The sequence below is a fragment of the Variovorax sp. PvP013 genome (genome assembly GCF_050435945.1).
GTDB lineage: Bacteria > Pseudomonadota > Gammaproteobacteria > Burkholderiales > Burkholderiaceae_C > Variovorax.
In genome coordinates, this window is the sequence record NZ_JBNDLF010000007.1 from 118,440 (window position 1) to 140,645 (window position 22,206).

18 protein-coding genes are annotated in these 22,206 nt (G+C 69.2%); 3 read left to right on the top strand and 15 right to left on the bottom strand.

From position 1 onward, the window contains the following. Nucleotides 1-365: 365 nt before the first annotated feature. The 4 genes from ABID77_RS17605 to ABID77_RS17620 form a co-directional block, all read right to left on the bottom strand. Complete coding sequence (locus ABID77_RS17605) at nt 366-2,414, bottom strand: 3-hydroxyacyl-CoA dehydrogenase NAD-binding domain-containing protein (RefSeq protein WP_429598522.1); 2,049 nt, start codon at nt 2,412-2,414, stop codon at nt 366-368. 541 nt (nt 2,415-2,955) lie between these two features. Continuing rightward, complete coding sequence (locus ABID77_RS17610; protein WP_429598628.1) at nt 2,956-5,043, bottom strand: acetate--CoA ligase family protein; 2,088 nt, start codon at nt 5,041-5,043, stop codon at nt 2,956-2,958. Nucleotides 5,044-5,087: 44 nt separating this feature from the next. Beyond that, the gene (locus ABID77_RS17615) at nt 5,088-5,900 is read right to left on the bottom strand and encodes an enoyl-CoA hydratase/isomerase family protein (RefSeq protein ID WP_429598524.1); all 813 of its coding nucleotides are present in this window, start codon (nt 5,898-5,900) and stop codon (nt 5,088-5,090) included. A gap of 26 nt (nt 5,901-5,926) precedes the next feature. Then, the gene (locus ABID77_RS17620) at nt 5,927-6,925 is read right to left on the bottom strand and encodes a tripartite tricarboxylate transporter substrate binding protein (protein WP_429598526.1); all 999 of its coding nucleotides are present in this window, start codon (nt 6,923-6,925) and stop codon (nt 5,927-5,929) included. A gap of 169 nt (nt 6,926-7,094) precedes the next feature. Here ABID77_RS17620 and ABID77_RS17625 point away from each other — a divergent pair, with 169 nt between their 5' ends. Together ABID77_RS17625 and ABID77_RS17630 are read left to right on the top strand one after the other, a co-directional pair. Next, on the top strand, nt 7,095-7,898 hold the full coding sequence (locus ABID77_RS17625) for an IclR family transcriptional regulator (protein WP_429598528.1): 804 nt from the start codon (nt 7,095-7,097) through the stop codon (nt 7,896-7,898). Between the two features lie 47 nt (nt 7,899-7,945). Continuing rightward, nucleotides 7,946-8,191, top strand: a complete 246-nt coding sequence (locus ABID77_RS17630; protein ID WP_429598530.1) for a hypothetical protein — start codon at nt 7,946-7,948, stop codon at nt 8,189-8,191. Here ABID77_RS17630 and ABID77_RS17635 read toward each other — a convergent pair. Next, the gene (locus ABID77_RS17635; protein WP_429598532.1) at nt 8,152-9,255 is read right to left on the bottom strand and encodes a chemotaxis protein CheB; all 1,104 of its coding nucleotides are present in this window, start codon (nt 9,253-9,255) and stop codon (nt 8,152-8,154) included. The genes ABID77_RS17630 and ABID77_RS17635 overlap by 40 nt on opposite strands. A 301-nt stretch (nt 9,256-9,556) precedes the next feature. Between ABID77_RS17635 and ABID77_RS17640 the strand changes: the two genes are divergently transcribed. Then, nucleotides 9,557-10,267: a class I SAM-dependent methyltransferase gene (locus tag ABID77_RS17640; RefSeq protein ID WP_429598534.1), complete on the top strand. Its 711-nt coding sequence runs from the start codon at nt 9,557-9,559 to the stop codon at nt 10,265-10,267. A gap of 76 nt (nt 10,268-10,343) precedes the next feature. Here ABID77_RS17640 and ABID77_RS17645 read toward each other — a convergent pair whose 3' ends face one another. From ABID77_RS17645 to ABID77_RS17690, 10 genes are all read right to left on the bottom strand, one after another. Next, nucleotides 10,344-10,685, bottom strand: coding sequence for a hypothetical protein (locus tag ABID77_RS17645; RefSeq protein ID WP_429598536.1), 342 nt, complete (start codon nt 10,683-10,685; stop codon nt 10,344-10,346). After that, nucleotides 10,642-12,219, bottom strand: a complete 1,578-nt coding sequence (locus ABID77_RS17650; protein ID WP_429598538.1) for a tannase/feruloyl esterase family alpha/beta hydrolase — start codon at nt 12,217-12,219, stop codon at nt 10,642-10,644. Before ABID77_RS17650 ends, ABID77_RS17645 begins: the two co-directional genes overlap by 44 nt. 278 nt (nt 12,220-12,497) lie before the next feature. Beyond that, nucleotides 12,498-15,119 (bottom strand): PAS domain S-box protein, encoded by a 2,622-nt coding sequence (locus ABID77_RS17655; RefSeq protein WP_429598540.1) that lies wholly within the window; start codon nt 15,117-15,119, stop codon nt 12,498-12,500. Between the two features lie 183 nt (nt 15,120-15,302). Beyond that, nucleotides 15,303-15,452: a hypothetical protein gene (locus ABID77_RS17660; RefSeq protein ID WP_429598542.1), complete on the bottom strand. Its 150-nt coding sequence runs from the start codon at nt 15,450-15,452 to the stop codon at nt 15,303-15,305. A 1,052-nt stretch (nt 15,453-16,504) separates the two neighbouring features. Then, a complete protein-coding gene (locus tag ABID77_RS17665) occupies nt 16,505-17,146 on the bottom strand; it encodes a response regulator (RefSeq protein ID WP_429598544.1) in 642 nt (213 codons plus the stop codon). Next, complete coding sequence (locus tag ABID77_RS17670) at nt 17,143-18,105, bottom strand: sensor histidine kinase (protein ID WP_429598546.1); 963 nt, start codon at nt 18,103-18,105, stop codon at nt 17,143-17,145. Before ABID77_RS17670 ends, ABID77_RS17665 begins: the two co-directional genes overlap by 4 nt. After that, nucleotides 18,102-19,124: a Bug family tripartite tricarboxylate transporter substrate binding protein gene (locus ABID77_RS17675; RefSeq protein ID WP_429598548.1), complete on the bottom strand. Its 1,023-nt coding sequence runs from the start codon at nt 19,122-19,124 to the stop codon at nt 18,102-18,104. The genes ABID77_RS17670 and ABID77_RS17675 overlap by 4 nt, the downstream gene beginning before the upstream one ends. Beyond that, nucleotides 19,121-20,005, bottom strand: a complete 885-nt coding sequence (locus ABID77_RS17680; protein WP_429598550.1) for an ABC transporter permease — start codon at nt 20,003-20,005, stop codon at nt 19,121-19,123. Before ABID77_RS17680 ends, ABID77_RS17675 begins: the two co-directional genes overlap by 4 nt. Continuing rightward, entirely contained in the window at nt 19,987-21,180 is a 1,194-nt protein-coding gene (locus ABID77_RS17685) for a branched-chain amino acid ABC transporter substrate-binding protein (protein ID WP_429598552.1), read from the bottom strand. The genes ABID77_RS17680 and ABID77_RS17685 overlap by 19 nt, the downstream gene beginning before the upstream one ends. After that, nucleotides 21,177-22,199, bottom strand: a complete 1,023-nt coding sequence (locus tag ABID77_RS17690) for a PQQ-dependent catabolism-associated beta-propeller protein (protein ID WP_429598554.1) — start codon at nt 22,197-22,199, stop codon at nt 21,177-21,179. The genes ABID77_RS17685 and ABID77_RS17690 overlap by 4 nt, the downstream gene beginning before the upstream one ends. Nucleotides 22,200-22,206 lie beyond the last annotated feature (7 nt).

Sequence of the window (22,206 nt, forward strand, 5' to 3'; positions counted from 1 at the left end):
GGATTTGCCTCGATGCCGTCCGCGGCTGGACGATCGATGCTCGGCGCTTCGATCCATCTGGATGGATTGCGCCTCGACGACCTGACACCACTCCTGCACCTCGGCGCGATGGATGGCCTCCGTGGCTGCGGGCGACGCCAGGGCCGGGACGAGGCCTTCGCCCGCCGCGCTCTGTCTGAAGCATTCCGTCGCGGACGCACGCCTGAATGCCGCATGCACGGGTCGCCCACGGAGGGCGGGGTACCGGCCGGCACGAAGATGCCGTCGTTCACGCCGCTGGCGCTGCCCGCGGTCGCGGTGTCGCGGATGAAGGCTCGATTCGTCATGGGATCCGTGTCGGGGTGGAGGGTGTTCGTTGTTTCGCCTCAGGCCTGCAGCAGGTACCGCGCATCGCCCTGCTTGAAGCCGGAGCCGCTGCGCCCGGCCAGCCATTCCAGATCCGCCTGCAGCGCCTCTGCGCCGCGCTCGCGCGCCCGGAACACCGGCCCGCCTTCCCACTTCGGGAAGCCGTAGCCATTGACCAGCACCACGTCGACGTCGGTCGCCCGCTCGGCCACGCCTTCGGCGAGCAGCAGCGCCGCCTCGTTGACGATCGCCAGCAGCGCGCGCCGCCGGATCTCCTCGTCGTCGAGGACACGGGCCACGAGGCCCTTCCGCGCGCGCGATTCGGCGATCAGCGCCGGCACCGCCGGATCGACCCGGCGGCCCTTGGCGGCCGGGTCGTAGCGGTAGTAGCCGGCACCGGTCTTGCGCCCCAGCCGGCCGGCCTCGCACAGGCGGTCGGGGATGTCCACGTAGCGCAGGGACGGATCGCGCGTGGCCGCCTGCGCCTGGCGCATGCGCCAGGCGATGTCCAGGCCCGACATGTCGGCCACGGCGAACGGCCCCATGGCGAAGCCGAAGGCCTCGAGCGCCGCGTCGACCTGCTCGGGCGACGCGCCTTCCTCCAGCATGAACTCGCACTGGCGCCGGTAGGCCGCGTAGATGCGGTTGCCGATGAAGCCGAACGCGTTGCCCGTGAGCACGGCGAGCTTCTTCATGCGCTTGCCGACCGCCAGGCCGGTGGCCAGCGCATCGGGCGCCGTGGCTCGACCCCTGACCACTTCGAGCAGGCGCATGACGTTGGCCGGGCTGAAGAAATGCAGTCCGATGACATCCTGCGGCCGCGAGGTGACGGCGGCGATCGCGTCCAGGTCCAGGTAGGACGTGTTGCTCGCGAGCACGGCGCCCGGCCGTGCCAGTGCATCCAGGCGCCGGAACACCGCCTGCTTGACCGACAACTCCTCGAACACGGCCTCGATCACCAGATCGGCCTCGGCGATCGGATCCCAGTCCAGGCTGCCGCGCAGGCGCGAGACGCGTTCGGCCTCGACCTCGGCGCCGAGCTTGCCGGCCTCGACGCGATCGGCGTAGTGCGCCTGGATGCGCTGGGTGCCACGGCCGAGGGCGGTTTCGTCCTGCTCCAGCAGCAGCACGTCGAAGCCGGCATCGAGCGCCACGATGGCGATGCCGGTGCCCATCGTGCCGGCGCCGATGACGGCGACGCGCCGGACCTCGCGCGGCGCGACGTCCGCCAGTGCGGGATGCTTGGCGCTGTCGCGTTCGGCGAAGAACTGGTGGCGCAGCGCGGTCGCCTCGCGCGAGACACGCAACGCCTGGAACACGGCACGTTCCTGCGCGAGTCCATCGTCGATCGACGTCGTCGACGCGGCCTTGACCAGATCGATGGCTGCGCGCACGGCCGGGCGGCGCTTGCCGGCCTTCAATGCAGCCGCCTCCGCTGCCTGCACGACACCGGCATCGTCGACGGGCACCGACCGATCGCGCACACGCTGGCGTCGCGTGGGCGACTTGCGGGCGAGCGCGACGGCCGCGGCGCGCAGGTCGCCCGTGGCCACCTCGTCGACCAGGCCGAGCGGCAGCGCCCGGGCGCTGTCGAGCCGTTCCCCGGTGGCGATCATCCGCAGGGCCCGGGCGATGCCGACGATGCGTGGCAGCTGCTGGGTGCCACCCGCGCCCGGCACGATGCCCAGCGTGACTTCCGGCAGTCCCACCACCGTCCCGGGCGCCGCGACGCGGGCATCGCAGCCCAGCGCCAGTTCGAACCCGCCACCCAGCGCCGCCCCCTGGAGCGCGGCGACGAAAGGCTTGTCGCCCTCCTCGATGGCCGCGATCACGGCCGGCAGCTGCGGTTCGGCGAGCGGCAGGCCGAATTCCCGCAGGTCAGCGCCGGCGATGAAGGTGCTACCGGCGCCGATGAGCACGCCCGCCACGATGTCCGGCGTCGCCTGTACCTGGCGCACCGCCGCCAGGATGCCGCTCCGCACCTCGGCCGAGCCGGCATTGACGGGGGGGTTGTCGATCACGATGACGGCGACGTCGCCGTCCCGCTCCAGATGCACACGTGCATTCATTCAGGTCTCCAGTTGTGGGTCGAGCCAGGTCCGCAGGCGTGTGTTCACGTCGGCGGCCTGTTCGCACTGCGCCCAGTGGCCGGCATCGGTGACGACCTCGATGCGGCGTCGCGCATCGAGAGTCCCGGTGCTGCGCCGCCAGGGTGGTGGGATCGGCGGTGACGTCGTGTTCGCCCCAATGCATCGGGACCGGCTCGCGGCAGCCGGCGAGGGTGTCGAACAGCCCGCCGGCGCGTGAGATCTCTTGGCTGCGAAAACGTGTCCTCGCGCAAGCCTGCGTGTGGCGCTCCACCGCGAGGCGGTCGATGCGTGGCGCTGTGGCGCAGTGGCGCCAGGCATGTGCATGGCCAGGTCGTGGCGCATGACGGACTCCGACGCGACGACGTCCCCCGCCGCGGCCGCCGCCCTCCAGCGGCGCGGCTCGCCACGCGGGCGTCGTCGACCGCCGTGGCCAAGTCGCCACAGCCGGGCAGATCGGGCACCCAGACCTCGCGACCCATGCACGGCGTTCAGGCTGCTTCCCTGGCCAGCCATGAGGGCGTCAGGCCGCGGCCAGCACCACGACGCCGTCGGCGGCGCGCACGCCCTGCCCCTCGGGCAGCACGAACACCGGGTTGATCTCCGCCTCGATCAGCCGCTCGCCGAGCTGGGCGGTCATGCCGGAGAACGCCACGATGGTCGTCACCAGCGCCTCGACGTCGGCCTTGGGGCGACCCCGGAAGCCGTCGAGCAGCGGCCAGGTCCTGAGTTCGCGCAGCATCTCCAGCGCCTGCTCGCGGCCGAGCGCGCCCTCGGCGGGCAGCAGCCGCATCGTCGTGTCCTTGAACAGCTCGGCGGTGACGCCGCCCATGCCCAGCAGGATCGCCGTGCCCAGCGGGTCGCGGTGCATGCCCAGGATCATCTCCGTGCCGCCCGCGACCATCTCCTGCACCAGGAAGCGCTCCGGCGTGATGCCCGCCTTCCGCGCGACCTCGGACGTCATGGCCGTGAGACGCTCCCCCACCTGGTCGGCCACGAGATTCACCGCCACGCCGCCGACGTCGCTCTTGTGGGTGATCTCGCCGGACAGCACCTTGAGCACCACGCGGCCGCCGAAGGCCTCGGCCGCCGCCACGGCCTCGGCCGGGGTCGACACCACGGTCTCGCGGGCGCAGGGGATGCCGAAGCGCGCGAACAGCTGCTTGGCCTCGGCCTCGTCCAGCGATCCGGCGCGGACGTCCGCCACCGACACCGCGTGCCCGACGGTCGCTGCCGCGTGCTCGGTCCAGCGCGTGCGGCGCAGCATGCCGTCGAGCGCCACGGTGCAGCTCTCGGCCGCCGCGAACGCGGGCACGCCCGCCTGCGTGAGGATGGCGCCGACCTCCGGCGCGTGCGGGCTCACGTAGGCGATGACGGGCTTGTCGCTCGACGGCAGGCAGTCGCGGATGGCGTCGGCCATCAGCTCCGGCATGGCAAGACTGGAGGAACCCACGATGATGGTCAGCGCGTCGTAGCTCGGGCTGTCGAGCAGGGCCCGGATGGCGCCGCGCAGCAGGTCGGGCTGCAGGCCGGCGAGGGTGACGTCGATCGGGTTGCGGTCGAGCGCGGCGTGGTCGCCGGTCTGCAGGGCGCGCAGGCGCGCGGCGGTCTCGGCGTCCGGCGGCGGGGTCTCGAAGCCCGAGACGCCCAGGCTGTCGGACACCAGCGTGCCGGCGCCGCCGGTCGAGGTGAGGATCGCCACGCGGTTGCCGCGCAGCACGCGGCCGGTGGCCAGCGCGGCCGGGATGTCCAGCAGGTCGCCGAAGGTCTGCGCGCGGATGATGCCGACGTCCTTGAAGAGCGCGTCGTACATGCGATCGGCGCCGGCCAGGGCGCCGGTGTGGGAGACGGCGGCGCGGGCGCCGGCCTCGGAACGGCCGATCTTGAAGGCTACGACGGGTTTGCCCGCGCGCACCGCCTTCAGCGCGGCGGCGCGGAACTTGGCCGGATTGCGCACGCTCTCGACGTAGAGCGCGATGACCTGGGTGTCGGGATCGTCGGCCAGGTGATCGACGAAGTCGGCCAGGTCCAGGTCGACCTCGTTGCTGGTCGAGATCAGCTTCGACAGGCCGATGCCGCGCGGCGCCGCGCGCGAGAGCAGCGCGCCCAGGATGCCGCCGCTCTGCGACACCACGCCGATGCCGCCGACCGGGAAGCGGTCCATCTCCAGGGCACCGCTGGCCGACAGCACGATGCCATCGGTCAGGTTGACCAGGCCGATCGTGTTCGGGCCCAGGATGCGCATGCCGCCGGCGGCTTCGACGAGCTGCCGCTGGCGGCGCGCGCCCTCCTCGCCGGTCTCGGTGTAGCCGCTGGCCAGCACGATGGCCGCCGCCGTGCCGCGCGCGGCCAGGTCGCGCACAGCCAGGTGGGCGCGCTCGGCGCCCAGCAGCACGATGCCGACGTCGGGCGTGGCGGGCAGCGAGGCGATGTCCGGGTAGCAGCGCAGGCCGTCGATGGTTTCGGCGCGCGGATTGACGGGATAGATCTCGCCGGCAAAGCCGTGCTTGCGCAGGTAGGCGACCGGCCGGCCGGCGGTCTTGGCGGCATCGGCGGAGGCGCCAATGACGGCCACGCTGCGAGGCTTGATGAGACGGGCGATGGGGTCCATGGCTGTCGTCGCGGTCATGCGGGTCGCTTCCGTGAGGTCGTTCATCACTTGGACTCCTTGCGTGCGGCGCTCTTGGCCAGGAACGCCATCACCGACTCGCGGTGCTCGGTGCTCGTGTAGCAGATGCCCTGGGCCTGGCTGCCCTGGGCGAAGACCTGGTGCGCCGACATCTCGAAGCTCTGGTTGAGGATCGTCTTGCCCAGGGCCAGCGCCGTGGCCGAGCCCTTCGTCATCTCGACGGCCCACTGGCGGGCGTCGGCGACGAGGCTCTCCGCATCCGAGCGGCGGTCGGCGATGCCCAGCCGCAACGCCTCGTCGAGCTCGACCTTGCGGCCGGTGAAGATCAGTTCCTTGGCCTTGGCGAGGCCGACGCGGCGCGGCAGGAAGTACATGCCACCGCCATCGGGAATGATCCCGCGGTGGATGTACGACCAGGTGAAGCTGGCGGCGTCGGAGGCGATGATGAAGTCGCAGGCCAGGGCCGTGTCGGCGCCCAGGCCCGACGCCGCGCCGTTGACCGCCGCGATGGTCGGCTTGGGCATGGTGTGCAGCAGCGACTGCGTGTGGTGCACGCGCTGCTGACGGCTCCAGCCGTTGAAGCCGACCTCGCCCTGCGGCGCGTTCATGCGGCGTTCCATGCCCGCGACGTCGCCGCCGGCGCAGAAGCCCTTGCCGCGTCCGGTCAGCACCAGGGCGCGGATGCCCTGGTCGTGGGTCACATGTTCCAGCGCGGCGATGAATTCGCTGCGCATGTCGTCGCTCATGGCGTTGCGCTTGTCGGGGCGGTTCAGCCACAGCGTCGCGATGCCGTCGTCGACGTCCAGCTCGACCAGGGTGGTGTTCAGGGGATGGCTCATGGGGTGCTCCTTGCGGTGTCTCGGGTTCAGTCGTTGGTGATGTTGTTTTCCTTGACCACCTTGCGCCAGCGCGCTTCCTCGCCCTTGGCGTATCGGTCGAAGTCCTGCGGCGACCCGCCGTTGATGATCAGGCCCTCGCCCTCCACGCGCTTCTTGAAGGCATCGGTCTGCACGGCCTTCTTCGCTGCCGCGTTGAGCTTGGCGATGACGTCGGCCGGCGTGCCGGCCGGCACGTACAGGCCGTACCAGCTGTCGGCGACGTAGCCGGGCACCCCGCTCTCGGCGATCGTGGGCACCTTGGCCAGCGCCGGCGTGGGCGAGCGGGTGGCGGTGGTGACCGCCAGCGCGCGCAGCTTGCCGCCTTCGAGGAAGGTGCCGACGGCCGCCGCCGTGGCGAACATCACGTCCACCTGGCCGCCCAGCACGTCGTTGAGGGCCGGCCCGGCGCCCCGGTAGGGGATGTGGGTGATGTGGGTCTTCGTCAGGTTCTTGAACAGCTCGCCGGCCAGGTGCGCCGAAGTGCCCGCGCCCTGCGAGGCGAAGGACAGCTTGCCGGGGTTGGCGCGGGCCGCGTCGATCAGGTCCTTGACGGACTTCAGCGGGCTCTCCGCGCGCACCACCAGCACGTTGGGCGACACGCCCACCAGCATGACCGGCGCGAACGCCTTCTCGTGGTCGTAGGGCAGCTTGCTCTGGATGCTCGGGTTGACCACGTGGGCCACCGTCGCCATCACCAGCGTGTAGCCGTCGGCGGGGCTCTTGGCGACCGCGTCGGTGCCGATGAGGGTGCCGGCACCGGGCTTGTTGTCGATGATCACCGGCTGGCCCAGTGCCTGGCCCATGGTGATGCCCATCGTGCGGGCCACCAGGTCGGTGCCGCCACCGGGTGCGAAGGGCACGACGATCTTCACCGGCTTGTCCGGAAACGCCGCCCGGGCGGGCATCGCGGCGATGGCGCCCAACGCCAGCGCGATGGACAGGACGATGGAGGTTCTGGCGCGTGCCAGGAGCGAGGGGCTCTGCATGGGTGTGTCTCCGGATGGCGGCATGGATGGAAGCGGATTCGAGGGCGGTGCTTCGGCTCTTCTCCTCGACCTCCGAAGCTTAGGGAGTCGGAACGAGGAAAGCAGCCCCTCGATTCCACTGGATGGAAATTGCGGTTAAGCTGGTTCTTTGTCCTCGCCGCCCTCTCCAATGCCTGTTCCCGCCGATCCGTCCGCGCGCCGCGCGCACCACGAGGACCCACTGCTGAACCGGTCCCTGGTGCGTGGCGTCGACATCCTGCGTGCCTTCCGACCCGGCGCCGACCTGCTGGGCAACGGCGAGATCGCCGAGCGCACCGGCCTGTCGCGGGCCACGGTCAGTCGCCTGACGCAGACCCTGGTGGACACCGGACTGCTGGAGCACGATCGCGAGCAGCGGGCCTACCGCCTCGCCGCGCCGGTCCTGAGCCTGGCCCACGCCATGCGCGCGGGCTCGCCCGTGCTGGCGGCCCTGTCGCCGCTGATGTGGGCACTGGCGGAGAAGATGCGCATCAACGTGGGCCTGGCGATGCCGGACCGCGACGAGATGGTGTATCTGGAGTCCGTGCGCTACAACCGCCGCGTCGCGTTGCGCAACGTGGTCGCCGGCCAGCGCGTGCCCATGGAACTGACATCGCTGGGTCGCGCCTACCTCGCCATGGCGCCGTCCGAACGTCGCGCGACCCTGCTGGCGCATTTCGCGGCTCGACGCGGCGGCGAATGGCGCCGGCTGAAGGCAGACATCGAAACCGCCAGGCAATGCGTCGAGCGGCATGGCTACTGCATCGCTTCCTGGCAACCCGACGTGGTGGCGTTGGCGACCCCGCTGATCACACCCGGGCGCCCCGTCTATGTGCTCAATGCCAGCGTCACGAGCACGGCGGCCATCGCCGAGATCGAAAGAGAGCTGCGGGAGCCCTTGCTGACCTTGCGTGCGCAGGCCATGGCCGCCTTGGCGGCCGTTCGTTCGTCGTGACTGGACAGGTCCGTCCAGCGTTCAGAAATCGGTCTCGGTCGCTGGACGTGCCGGCGATCGCCGAGCGCATCGTGCCGCGGGTCGAGGCGGTCGGCCACAAGGTGCCGGCGGTGGTCGACTGCAGCGACTTCCGGGTGCTGTCCGACCTGGAGGACGCCTGCTGGCGCATGTGGAAGGACGTGGCCGAGCCTCGCCCCTCCTCGACCACGCGCAATGCCGTCCAGGCCTTCCTGCGTGCCCGGCTCGACGAGGATCAGCCGTCGCCCGTCTCGTTGACAAGCCGAGCGATCTGACGGGCCGACAGCTGAAGGCGGAGGTAGTGACGCTGATCGAGCTCCCGGGAAACGGCTGCGTTGAAGCAGCACAGCATTCCGTAGAGCGTCCCGTTGCTGAGCCAGACGGGTGTGGCCATGAAGGCGCCGACGGCCAGGGAGAGAACAGGCAGGTCGTGCGACGAGCGCAACGCCTCCACATCCGGCATCACCGCCGGGAGACGGCCCTCGAGCACCCGCTGGCAGAGGCTGTGGTGCTTGGGATAGGACATTCCCTGCATGCGCATCTCGGCCGGACCGGGTGTCGAGTGGGTGATGACGATCCGGTCACCTCGCTGCCTCGTGACCAGCACGATGTCCATGACCAGGTTGTCGCGCGCCACGCGCAGAACGTCTTCGATGCTGCGATCCAGGGACTTCGTCAAGGTCTGGGCGACGGTCAGGACCTGACGTGTCAACTCGGCCTGGACGTCGGGAGTCGCTGCCTTGACAGACTCCGGGTCGGTCACCAGGGCCATCAGAAGAGTTCCCATCTGGTCGAGCATGACCGCGAACTGGACGTTGTCGCCGATGAGCGCGCTCGCGGGCATGCCCGGGAAAGTGGCATCGAACGGACTCTGAACCACGCGGATGCCATCCACGCGCGTGATCGCCTGGAGGCCCTGGGTCCCATCGGCGCCCAGGCCGCTGAGCACGACACCGATCACCTCCGAGCCATACCAGCGGGCCGCGGACGCGAACAGGTCGTCGACGTTCGACGCCCGGGCATGTGATGCCCGTCCCATCACATCGGCAGCGATGAAGACCAGGGGATCGCCGACCGGGATCACGTAGACGAAGCCCGGAGAGAGAACCTCCCCGTCTCGGGCGAAAACGACGTTCAGTCTGGAAGCAGACCGCGATCCGATGCGCGTGAGTCGCCGGATGGGACTGCCGCGCGGTCCGTGAAGATGCACCACGATGGGAACGGGAAAGGTGGAGGGGAGTTGATGGACCAGACGGGCCAGCGCCTCCAACCCTTCGATCGAACCCGCCACGACGATCACGCGAGGCGTGGAGAACGGATCTGCGGATGGCGGCTGCATGAGACAGCGGAACAGTTCGGGAATCCTTTTCGAGTAGGACGCAATGCCCAGGCGAAACTATTTTGGAGTTCTATGTCCAGGTCGCCATCGAGAGCGCGTTCGCCGGCTGGGCGGGCGACTGCGGCGATTTCCTCGAGGTCGCCGGGCCGTTCGCCATCCGCGCGGACACGGGTGCTTCGGGTCGCGGCCCGGGCGACCGCCCCCGGGTTTTGGAGTCTTCGCACCCGACCTGACGTTTAAGAAAATAGTCTTAAAAGATACCAGGAGACTTCCGGTGGAATTGACTTCGATTCCCACAGGCATGACCTGCGCAGGCGTGCATCGCGCGGTCATCGAGCAGCTGCTGCGGCGCTACGACGCGGCGCTCGACGACAAGCGGATCCTCGACATCCCCTGCGGCGACGCCGACCTCGTCGCTTCCCTGCGACGCTTCTTTCCGCGCGCCGACGTCCGGGGCTGCGACCTGGTCAAGCCCGCGACGCTCGACGAACGCGACTTCGCCCGCGTCGACGCCAGCCGGCCGTTCCGGGTGTTTCCGGAACGGCCCTTCGACTGCGTCGTCTCGGTCAGCGGGGTGATGGAGTTCGACAACACCCTGCAGTTCTTCGAGACCTGCCACTCGCACCTCGGCGACGACGGCGTGCTCATCGTCACCAACGACAACGTGGTCGCCCTGCGCGACCGGATCTTCTATTTCTTTCTGGGCAAGACGCGCCGCTACCAGATGTTCGTGGACCTGGACGCGCCGACGTGGAAGGTCATTCCGATCTACAACCTGCTGCGCATCCTGGCGATGGCCGGCTTCCGGCTGCGCGAACTGCGCTACGTGTCCGCGGGGTGGCGGGACTGGCTGCTGCTGCCGCTGGCCCTGCTGGTCTATCCGGTCCAGAGCCTCTACGTCCGGCTGACGCGCAATCCCACGCCGCTGGCCCAGAAGCGCCGCCTGTACCCGTTCAGGTCGCTGCTGTGCTCGCATTACGTCGTCGTCTGCGACAAAACCACCGTGCCGTGACGCCATCCAAGGCCGCCTCTGAGCGGATGGAGCGATGGGCGTCAAGCAGGCATCGGGAACTCGGTGTCCCAGCGCATCAGGGCTGGTGCGAGGCGACCGAAACAATCAGTTGATCGATCTCGCTTCCCGAGGACTCTTTGTTTCCGTCGATGGACCACGGCTCATGAACGTTGTCGAAACGATCGATCGACGTTTCGCCCGGAAGAATCACGCTGCAATCCTGAGCGACGAGAAGCGAACGCCGAAAGGCCCATCGCACGTCGAGGACATCGCACGGGCTGCCTGATGCCGCACGGCGAATGACCACCGAGTCAGCTTCGAATGCCTTGAAACGGAAGCGGAGCAGGGCCCTTCTTCCGTTTGTTTTACTTTCATCAGGACGCAGTGCAAGTGTAGTTCTGGGCCAGTTTTGCAGCATTGGCATCGTTCGCCGGGCCGCTGTAGCGTGCGTACTGCGGATAGGCGCACAACGGACGATCGAAAGCCGTCGAGCGATCCGCGTTCAACTTGGCTGTGGTGAGTTGTCCAGGTGCAGTGCCTTTGGTCACCCAGGCATCGAGTGACGTCAATAGATCGACCGAGTCGGCACCCGGGCCGCCCGAACAATGATTCACACCCGGTGCGACATAGAAACGAGCGAATTGATCGAGCGCGGTCCGCCCGATCACTTGCCCGACACGCTGGTAATACTCGGCCGTGCCCTTGTAGCTGATGGCGGGATCGTTACCGCCGTGCCAAAGGATCAGCTTGCCTCCACCGTTGATGAACGGACGCAGATCGGGGTTGTTCGCCTCGTTGAGGGCCGCCATGCCATAGATCGCGGCCGGATTCGAATCCCAGACGTAGGTCAGCGAATTCGCATTGGGGTCGCGGGCCAGGTAGTTCTTGACCGTCGTGTCCTGAAACAACGTCCGTGCGGCACCGGTGCCGTTGCCGGTGGGTCCAGTCAGCCACGCCGTCCACGCACCCGGATCCTCTTCATTGCCAGTGAGCGACCAGCCTGGATTGGTGTACGTTCCGCCGGAAAAGCCCACCGGCGCGGTCCATGCGTTCACCACCGCCAATTGCGCCGTCGACAGGCACGTGTCACCCGAGTCGGTTCCACCCACACAAGCCAGCACGGCGGGATCGAAGGCGCAGGCCGCAGGATTGGACACCACCCCGTCGACGATGCCATCCTTGTCATCGCATGCAGCGCGCACGGCCCTGGAAAGCAGGGCGACCTTGGCAGGGCTGAGCGCCGCGCCCGGAGCGGCCAGCGCCTTGGCAGTCACGTTGAAATGTCCGAACAGCCCGACCCAGTTGTAGGCAGGTGCCCTCGCGATGATTCCGTCAAACAGGTTCGGACTGCGCTGAGCGGCCATGAGGCCCTCGCGACCTCCGTTGGAGCAGCCTTCGAAATACGAGCGCTCCGGGGTCCTGCTGTATGCGAGCCGAAGCATCTCCCTGGCTGCGGCGGCGACCGTCGGCACCGAGCCGGAGCCGAACAGGAAGGCTGCGTAGGGGTCGTTCAAGGCGAACGATGCGTCCAAGCCACCGGCCTGATGACCGGAATCGCTCGCCACATGGGCGTACCCCGCTGTCAGCGCCGCGCGATCCGCCGCAGGGATGCTGCCGTTGTAACCACCCCCGCCGCCATAGAGAAGCTTTCCATTCCACTCGTTGGGAAGCCTCAGTTCCATGTTGAGCCTGGGGGCGATCAGCGCGCTGACCTTGCAGTGGCCGGGGAGCGCGGCCGTTGCTGGAACCACGGCTGCAGCGGTGACCGCAGCGCCTCCCGCCAGCTTGCCTTGAAGACGGGCGCAAGCCTGTTCGGCCGAGACCTGGCTGTCGACCGGCGTGGGTGCCGGTGATGGGTCCGAATCGTCGCTCCCTCCACATGCGGAAAGTACGGCGATCGCGAGGCCCATGGAAAGATGACCCAGGACCCGGTTTCGCGATGTCTGCTTCATGGACGGTCTCCAATTTTTAGTGGTGCTGCCAAAAATTGGTTCGCAGCAGAGAAAGACTACTGCTGCGGGCCCGAGAAGAATGTCTTTGCAACGACAATTGAAATGCTCTCAAACCCTGATGGGCGCGAGTGCGGGGTCATCGAACCGACGACTCGAGACCAACCTCGTCGACGACCGAAATCCAGCTGTTCCGTTCCAGAGAGCGTGGCCGAGCTGGTTCATGCCGGTGACCGATCATTGCATCTCGATCTGCTTGGCCTGCGCGCATCATCTCGCCATCACGATCCGATCATGTCCTTGACCTTGTGGGCCAGGGCGTCGATCGTGAACGGCTTGGCCAGCATGTCCATGCCTTCCGCCAGGAACTCGCCCCGGACCGTGGCCTTGTTCGCATAGCCGGTGATGAACAGCACCTTCAGGTTCGGCCGACGCTCGCGCATCATCTCGGCGAGTTGACGCCCGTTGGTGCCCGGCAGGCCCACGTCCGTGATGAGCAGATCCAGCCGGCTCAGCTCCCGCTCCGTCGCGAGCGCACTGGCGGCGTCGATGGCTTCGTGCGTGACGTAGCCGAGTTCGTCCAGAATCTCCGCCAGCACCAGACGCACACCCGGTTCGTCCTCGACGAACAGCACCGTCTCCCCCTTCCCCTGCGGCGACCGTGCCACGGATTGCTGACGCGTGACCGGCGCGGTCAACGGCGTCAGGTTGCAGGGCAGATAGATGTTGACGGTCGTGCCCTCGCCGGGAATGGAGTGGATGCTGGCATGTCCTCCCGTCTGGCGTGCGAAGCCATAGATCATCGACAGGCCCAGCCCGGTGCCCTGCCCGATCGGCTTGGTCGTGAAAAAGGGATCGAAGGCCTTGGCGACCACCTCGGTCGACATGCCGGTGCCATTGTCCGAGACGCTCACCATCACGTACTGGCCTGGCGTCACGTCGGGGTGCATGGCCGCATAGCCGGCGTCCAGTTCGCGGCTGGACGTGGCGATCCGCAGCGCTCCGCCCTCCGACATGGCATCGCGCGCGTTGATGGCCAAGTTCAGCAGCGCATTCTCGAACTGGTTGCGATCGGACCTCACGGCGGGCAGGCCGGGTTGGAGCGCCAGATCGAACTGGATGCTTTCACCCATGCTGCGCCGCAGCATGTCCTGCATCTGGGCAATCAGTTCATTGATCTCCAGGGGTTGCAGATCCAGGGTCTGTTTGCGCGAGAACGCCAGGAGCCGCTGGATCAGGGCGGCGGCGCTCTGGGCGGCCGTGGACGCCATGGTCAGGTAGCGCGTCAGGTCACCGCCCCGACCACCGGCGATGCGGCGGTTCATGAGCTCCAGACTGGACGTGATCGTGGCCAGCATGTTGTTGAAGTCGTGCGCGATGCCGCCGGTGAGTTGCCCGATCGCTTCCATCTTCTGCGACTGGCGAAGCTGTTCCTGGGACTCCACCAGGGCGCCGGTGCGCTCCTTCACACGCTGTTCCAGCGTCTCGTTGAGTTCCTTGAGCGCTTCCTCGGCACGGTGGCGATCGGTTTCGTCGCGCGCGATCTTCATGAACCCTTGGGGCTCGTTGGGAGATCCCGGCGGCAGCAGGTTCGTCGATCCGTTCATGAAGACACGCCGGCCATCCTTGCGAAGGTGCCAGCGCTTGTCGGCGGTTCGACCGCGTGCCGCCGCCAGTGCCAGCTCCTTGGCATCGACGCCTGCGGCCCGGTCTTCCAGCGTGAAAATGAAGGACGCGTCCCGGCCGACCGCCTCGGCCGAGCTCCAGCCGAAGATCTGCTCGGCGCCGTGGGACCAGTGCGTGACGATGCCTGCCGCGTCCGTGATCAGGATGGCGTGGTCCAGGGCGTTCTCGATGACCAGACGCAGGCGTGCCTCGCGCTGTGCGAGATGGTCCAGCGCCTCGCGCAATTCCGTGACGTCGTTGCCTTCGATGAAGATCCCGTTGATCTCGCCGGCCGCATCGTGCATGGGCTGGTAGATGAAGTCCAGCAGGCACCGCCGCGTGCCGGCGACGCCCTCCTGCAGATGGAACTCCATGCCTCGGCCCACGAAGGTTTCGCCGGTGGCGTACACGCGGTCGAGCAGATCGAAGAATCGCACGCCTTCGGTGGCGTCGAAGACCTCCCGCACCGTCCGACCCACCAGCGGGCGGGTGTTGGTCAAACGGCCGTAGGCCTCGTTGGCCAGCTCGAAGCGATGCTCCGGGCCGCGCACCACGGCCATGAAACTGGGCGCCTGCGCGAACAAGTCGCGCAGACGGTCGCTCTCCACCTTCGCGGCCAGATCGCCCCGCACGGTCTCCTCGGGTCGATCCGGCGTCCGCGCGTGCGCGACAGGCAGGGCGCGACCCATCGAAATCGGCATCGCCGGGCCGGATCGTTCCGTCGCATCGACGATGTGCCGCAGCACCACTTCGACCTCGCCGCGAGCATCGAGGACCGGGACGTGGTCGATGGTCCAACGGTGCGTGTCTGCTCCGCTTCCTTCGATCTCGGACATCGTGGCATCGGAGCGGGACAGTGTCACCGTGTCCGGCGTGCCGGTGGCGACGACCCGATCGAACGACACCCTGATCTGGTCCAGCATCGCCCGATCCATCGGATGTGCTTTCCCGGCCCACTGTCCCGCGATGTCGGAAAGTTCGCGGCCCGTCGAACGAAGGTAGGCGCGGTTGGCGCTGGTCACCCGCTCGGAACGATCGAGGACGACACATGGGATCAGTGACGCCTCGAACAGCGCCTGGAAGTTCAGCAACATGCAGCAAGACGCCGGTGCGCCCGGTAGGTTATCGATCCATCCTGAGTATGGAGCGGATGCCGGTCGGCGGAACGGTCCGACGTCGTTGACCTTCAAGCCCTGTGCGCAGGCGGCCTTCGTTGGTCGATCGACCACGATCTTCATTCTCGTCGTCGATGGCTGCGGTGCATATCGAAACGGCACGCTCATCGTTCCGATAAACCTCCTGTGACCGCGTGGCCCGCGTCCACCGCCGCGTGGCTCGCACCCAGGCCGAGGCAGGCCCCTGACGCGAACGACACACCGATGAGCCGGTGCGTGTGTCCACATGGGGCAGCACTTGTCGGTCTACTTGCCGGCGGATGGCTGGTCGGACCCGAACAATTCGAAGACGATGCTCCGTAACCACTGGTTCACCGGCTCACGGTTCACCTTGGCATGCCAGAACACGTGGATGGGCGCATCGGGCAGCTTGATCGGGTGCGTGCGGACGATCATCGCGGGATGAAGGTCGCTGCCGTACTCGTCGCTTGCACCATGAAGTGCGAGGACCGGGCAAACCACGCGAGGCAGCACCGGGGCCAGCGACCATGTTGCGAAAGCCGGGTCGAGTCAGCAATCCGTCCATGCATCGACGACCCATGCGGCCTTCGACCCGAGCGGGATCCTCGAACTGCGCTTTCGCCGCCAGGGACTCCCGCGACGGTCAGCTTTTCGACGAAGGCCTTTGCTGACAGGGTCACCCATGCCTCGCAGGCGTCGGCGTCTCGAGCGGCAATGTGGCACGCCATGCCCCCACCAAAGCTATGGCCGACCTTCGAGTAAATCTCGCCGGAGACCCATACAGCCGAGCGAATCGTGAAGCAGGACGATCGGCGCTTCCGTGGCCGCCTTGGCGGCCGGCGACCATTGTCTTGCGAAGATGCGCCCTTGCGGAGTGTGGATCCGGCAGTCAGACACGACAGTTTTCAAATCCCGACTCCCGGCTGCAGTTGTCAGCGCCACCCGATCATGTCGTCGAATCGTGCAAGGTGCTGACACCTGAGACTTGGTTCGATCAGGCCTGACCACCTATGGGTTCCGAGGTTCTTCAACCTTGAAAGCCAAGTAATTGGTTTTCTTGATAAACCACGATCTCCAGTCTTATCATCATCGATTTCGTGAGATAGAGAAATCGCAGATTCATTGTTTCGATGAATCCTTTGTCGATCGCAAAGACAAGTGGATTCGAATTGCGGCAACCATGTTAATTTTCTGCGAGGTCTGATCGCGCGGCGGAAGGTCCGGACGTTTGACAAGGTTGTGCGGACGCTGATCGTCCATCACTGGCCCGAACGTGGCCCGCCGAGCCGCCTCTTCCGACGACGATGCTGCAGGCGCCGGCAGCGATCCGACCTCCACCACGTGCCATGCCAGTGCGTGTCGATGACGGCGCACATCTCCGCCTCGCCGGCGCCACCCCCGAACGCCGTCCGGCGCGGGGCCTCGGCCATGATGGAACGACAGCATCGCCCAGCCGGCAACAGGCGGGCGGAGGACAGATCGGTGTCTCAGGCCGTCAGGCCCTGCCCCGGGATCAGCCCGTGGCGCAGCGCCAAGTGCGCCATGGCCGCCGTGCTGTGGAGGCCGAGCTTCTCCTTCACCATGGTCTGGAGGTTCGATACCGTCTTCGGACTCAGATGCAGGGCGCAGGCGCAGTTCGACAGCGATTCACCGCGCGAGAGCAGGCGGAAGATCTCGAACTCGCGCTGCGTCAGCGAATCGAGTGCGGTCGACTCGAATTCCATGTCGCTCAGGCGTCGCGCCAACGCCGGACTCAGGTAGCGGCGTCCGCCCATCGCGTCGTGCACGGCGTCGATCAGGCATTCGGGCGGACTGCTCTTGGACACGAAGCCCAGCGCGCCGAGCTTGAGCGCACGCTGCACCAGCATGTCGCCGTCGTGCATGCTGAAGACGAGCATCCGCGTCCGGGGATCGCGTTCGCACAGACGGCGGATCAGTTCCAGCCCGCTGCTGCCGGGCATGACCAGGTCCGTGACCGTGAGGTCCGGCGCGTGGCGGGGAAAGAGCGCGCAGGCCTCAGCGACGCTCGCCGCCTCGGCCACGACAACCATTTCGCCATCCTGTTCCAGCAGGTGACGGTAGCCCGCGCGCACCACGGGATGGTCGTCCACCAGCATCAGCCTGATCATGCAAACCCTCCTTCATCGCGCGGCGCCGCGGTCGCGCGAGGCAGGCACAGGCGCAGTCGGGTGCCGACGCCGGGCGCGCTGTCGATCTCCAGCCGCCCGCCCAGTGCCGCGGCCCGCTCCGTCGCTCCCAGCAGCCCGAAGCCCGTCGTCCGGGCAGCGACGGCGAAGCCGCATCCGTCGTCCTGCACGCACAGCGTCAGGTCCTGCGCGCCGGCGGTCAGCGCGACGGCGACGCGGCCGGCGTCGGCATGCCGCACCACGTTGGCCAGCGCCTCCTGCGCGACGCGGTAGAGCGTGGTGTCGACCGCCACGTCGCGTTCGGGCAGCTCGTCGGCGACGCGCAGCGCGCACGGGATGCCCGTGCGCCGCGTCCAGCCGTCGCACAGCGACCTCATCGCCTCGACCAGGCCCAGCTCGTCGAGGTCGGACGGCCGCAGCCGCCGCACCAGGCGCCGCACGTCGTCCTGCAGCGCCTGGGCCGATACCGCCACGCGGCGGGCCGCGTCGCCGATCCGGTCGAGCGAGTCGGAGCGCAGGATGTAGGTCGCCTCGACACGGATCGCCGTGCAGTGCTGGGCGAACTCGTCGTGCAGCTCGCGCGCCAGGGCCAGCTGCTCGCGGTCCTGCAGGGCGATCAGCGCCCGAGCCAGCTCCCGGTTGCGCGCCAGCGTCCGCACGGCCTCCCGGCCGCGCCGGCGCGCGTACCAGGTCATGCCCAGCGCCAGGGCCAGCAGGGTGGACGGGAGCTCGTCGACCTGCCAGGCCTCGCCGCGCAGCAGCAGCGCGCTCAGGTGCTCGTGCATCTCCAGCACGCTCGCCACGACGAAGGCCAGGACGGTGCCGGCCAGCACCCAGGCCAGGTCCCGGCGCGCCGGTGCGCGCTCGCTCCAGGACGTCGTCGCCGGCGCGGCGTCCTGCGGATGCCGGAGAACCCCGGCGGGCACCGCACCTCGCTTCATCGCGCCGCTCCGGCGTCGCGCGCCCAGCCCGGCCGGCTGGCGGCCTCCCGCTCCCGCGCGTATTCCTCGCGGCAGGCCCGCGCGTAGGCCTCGGGACCGAGGTAGGCGACCTCCTGGTCGTAGCGGGCCAGGCTCTCGACGAAGCGCGGGTGGAACAGCGCCTGCCGGAAGGCCTCGTGCAGCACCGCGACGACGGCGCCCGGCATCCCGCGCGGCCCGACCAGACCGTAGGGCGACATGGCGACGATGTCGAAGCCCGATTCGCGCAGGGTCGGCACGCGCGGCCAGCGCGCGGTGCGCTGCGCGCCCAGCGTCGCCAGCAGGCGCAGCCGGCCGGCGTCGACCTCGGGGGCGAAGCCGCTGGAACTCACGCCGGCCATGACCTGCCCCGACTCGACGGCCAGCGTCAGCTCGGCCGTGCCTTTGTAGGGCACGTGGATGTAGCGCAGGCCGCGGTCGGTGAAGAGCGTTTCGAGCGCCAGGTGCGGCGTGGTGCCGACGCCGTTGGTGGCGATGCTCAGTTCGCCGGGGCGCGCCCGCGCGAACTCGAACAGGTCGCGCAGCTCGCGCAGCGGCCCGCCCTCCGGCGCCAGCACGCCGAAGGTGACGCCCGAGAGCTGGAGGATCGGCGTGACGTCGCGCACCGGGTCCCAGGTCACCGGCTGCGTGAACGGGGCGCGGAACACCGGCTGCGGCAATTGCGCGATGGTGTAGCCGTTGGCCTCGGCCTGCTGCAGCACCGGCATGGCCAGCGTGCCGCCGGCGCCGCCCCGGTTGGCGATCACCACCGGCTGGCCCAGCACGGGCGTCGCCAGTTCGGCCAGCAGCCGCAGCAGCAGGTCGGTCGCGCCGCCGGGCGCCCAGGGCACCCACAGGGTGATCGGGCGCGTCGGGAACGCCGGGGCGCCGGTCGAGCCCGACGCCGGCGCGATCGGCCACCCGGGCAGGGCCAGCGCCGCCATCCCGGCCAGCCAGCGCCGGCGGTCCAGTGCGGTTGCTGCGCGTCCGACCTCGCTCATGACGCGCCTCCGCGTTTCGTCAGGCCGCCGAAGCCGCGCTGCGGGTCGTAGCCCCGGCAGGCGATGGCGAAGCACAGCGCCAGGCAGCCCAGCACCACCCACGGCGCCAGGCCCGGGTCCTTGCCGTAGAGCGCGAAGCGGATCCATTCGACCGCCTGCGTGAAGGGATTGACGCGCGCGAGCTGGTAGACCCATTCGGCGCCCGACTCCTGCAGCTTCCACAGCGGATAGAGCGCGGTCGACATGAAGTACATCGGGAAGATGACGAAGTTCATCGTGCCGGCGAAGTTCTCCAGCTGCCGGACATGGACCGACAGCAGCAGGCCGAGCGCGCCGAGCATCAGCGCCGCGCCGGTCAAGGCCACCAGCGCGTGCAGGCCGCCCCACGACCACCACGGCAGGTCGGTGCCCAGCGCGACCGCGACCGCCACGAAGACCAGCGCCTGCAGCACCGACAGCAGCGCCGTGGCGCACAGCTTGGCGAACAGCAGCCACGCGCGCGGCAGCGGCGCGGTCAGCAGCAGCCGCATCAGGCCCATCTCGCGGTCGTAGACCATCGCCAGCGAGGACTGCATGCCGTTGAACAGCAGCACCATGCCCACCAGGCCCGGCACGATGTAGACGTCGTAGGGGACGTAGGTGTCGTAGGGCTCGACGATCGCGACGCCGAAGACGTTGCGGAAGCCGGCCGCGAACACCGCCAGCCACAGTAGCGGCCGCACCAGCGCCGACAGCAGGCGCCCCTTCTGCTGCGAGAACTTCAGCAGTTCGCGCAGCACGATCGCGCGCCAGGCCTGCAGGGCGTGCGCGACGGCGCCGCGCGGCGCGGGCGACGTTCCATCGCCGATCGTCGAGGGAACGTTCAGCCGCTGGTCTTGCATCGTCGCTCCGGTGCGTCCGCGCCCAGGGTGTCGAGCGTGTGGGTAGGGTGCAGCAGGCCGTCGACCGGCGCCTGCGACACCACGCCCTGCCCGTCGGTGAGCAGGACGGTCTGGCGCAATTGCCGGTCCCAGGCGCGAAAGCTCAGCGCCGCGCCCTTGGCGCCGTCCAGGGGCGTCTCGGCGAGGGCCTTGGCCCAGGCGGCGCCGGGGCCCGCCGGCGCGGCGGTGGCGGCGGCGACCAGCGCCTTGCCCGCCATCCAGGCCGACCAGTCGGCGCCGGCCATCGGCCGCCCGGCCGCCCGGGCGAAGCGGCGCGAGACCTGCGGCGCGCCGAAGCGCTCGAACTGCGTGTGCCAGGCCACGGCGACCAGCCCCGCGTCGCCGACCACCGGCCGCGGCGACGCGATGCGGTAGGGCAGCCCGCGCGCGAACTCGCCGTCGGCGTCAACCACCCAGACGACGTCGTAGCCGCCGCCGGCCGTCAGCAGCAGCGGATTCGCGAGGTCGCGCTCGCGCGGGTCGCCGGAGGGCTTGAAGGCCCGGGTCTCCACCACCTGCAGGCCGAAGCGCCTGAGCGCGGCCTGCACCGTCGCGCCGCGCGCGCGGTCCTCGGCGCCCGGTCCCTGCAGCAGCAGCACCTTGCGCCAGTTGCGCGACACCAGCGTCTGCGCCAGCGCGTCGGCGCGCATGCGTTCGCTGGGGACGACGTGGAACAGCCGCGCGCGGCAGTCCTGCTCGCGCAGCCGGTCGTCGGCGTTGCCGATGTTCACGACCGGCACGGCGACGGCGTCGGCCACCGCCAATGTCCAGTCGGCCGGCAGGTCGGTCAGCAGCACCGCCGCCCCGCCCCGCTCGGCCGCCTGCGCCGCCGCGCGCGCGGCGGCCGGCGAATCGACCGCCTGCTGCGCCAGCGCGACCGCCGCCCGGCCGGCCTGGAGCTCGAAGCGGCCCTCGTCGAGCGCGACGTCCAGGCCCTGGCGCGCGGGACCCTCGGGATGGCCGAGGTAGCGCCGCTCCAGTCGCGCGCGCGCCAGGCGCGGATCGTCGGCCTGGACGATCAGGGTGGCGGCGAGCGTGGCACGGGGTTCGGCCGCGTGGACGCTCGCCGGGCCGCAGCCGCCCGTCGCCGTCGCCAGCACGGTGGCATGGGCGACGGCCCGGACGCACCGCTTCATTCGACCACCACCAGCCCATAGGGCACGCGCCCGACGGCGATGGTCTTGATCGGCCGGGCGGCGGCGACGTCGACCACCGTGACGTCGTCGCTCAGGCCGTTGACCACCCACAGGCGCGCCTCGGCCTTGTCCAGCGCGACGTTCCAGGCCCGCTTGCCGACCAGCACCAGGTCGGTCACCCGGCGCTGCGGCACGTCGACGAAGGCGACCCGGTTGGCGCGCCCGAGGGCGACGAAGGCGCGCCGGCCGTCGCGCGAGATCTGGATGCCCACCGGCGTGACGTCCTCCGGCCGCAGGCCCTTGAGCTCGAACCTCAGGGTCGCCGTCACGCGCCGCGTGGCGGTCGAGACGATGCTCACGCTGGCGTCGAGCTCGTTGGTGACCCAGAGCTCGGTACCGTCGGGCGTCAGCGCCATGCGCCGGGGCCGCTTGCCGACCTGGACGTTCTGCACCACCGCCGCGCTCGCCACGTCGATCACATGCACCAGGCCGGCGACCTCGGAGGTCACGTACAGGGTCCTGCCGTCGGCGCTGAGCTTGACGCCCTCGGGCTCCTGGCCGACGGGCACCGACTTCAGCACCTTGCCGCTGGCCGCGTCGACGAAGCCGACCGCGCCGTCGTCCTCGTTGGAGACGTAGAGCGTCCGGCCGTCCGGCGAGATGTCGAACGCCTCCGGGTCGTCGCCCAGCGGGATGCGGCGCAGCGAGCGGCCGGTGGCCGGATCGATCACGTCGGCGGCGCTGGACTCGCCGCAGGCCACCATGATCAGCCGCTGCGCCGTGAGCTGGATGTGGCGGCCGCGCCGGCAGGTCGGGAGGGTGCCCTTGACGCTCAGGGTGGCGAGGTCGATGAGGGTCAGCGCCGGGTCTTTCTCGCTCGACACGTAGGCCGTGCCCTGGGCCGACGCCAGCGCCGGGGCCGCGAGGCAGGCACCCAGCAGCGCGGTGCGGCGCAGCAGCGCGGACAGGCGGCCGGGCCCGACGGGCCGAGCGGGGTTCGTGGCGGTGCGAGGCGTCATGGCGGTT